Origin of the sequence: Hyphomonas sp. GM-8P, assembly GCF_003263315.1 — a bacterium.
Classification (GTDB): Bacteria; Pseudomonadota; Alphaproteobacteria; order Caulobacterales; family Hyphomonadaceae; genus Hyphomonas.
Map to the genome: position 1 here is coordinate 1 of NZ_AWFE01000053.1, position 258 is coordinate 258.

The following is a 258-nucleotide window of genomic DNA, read 5'->3' on the forward strand; positions in this document are numbered from 1 at the left end:
GGGGCTCAAAAGACAAATCCGAGACGCTGACGGCCAATGATTGCCGCCTGGCCGTTCACTTGCAGGCTCAGCCGGTCGCATTGCAGCCGTTCCTTTCGGACCCGATGGCAAAGGGGCAAGGCCTCCTCGCGCGCTGCCTTATTCACAAACCGGCTTCCACGATCGGGACGCGGATCATGACACTGGAAGAGTGGCAGACCGATGGCATTACCGTCGAAGTGAAGTCCTTTGCCATGCGCGTTAAGGCCCTCCTTGGGC

General features: G+C 60.1%; 1 protein-coding gene. It reads left to right on the plus strand.

Features of this window, described 5'->3' with window-relative positions; translation table 11 throughout:
• On the plus strand, positions 1 to 258 hold a 258-nt coding region (locus HY26_RS04130; RefSeq protein ID WP_146740175.1), incomplete at both ends, for a DUF3987 domain-containing protein.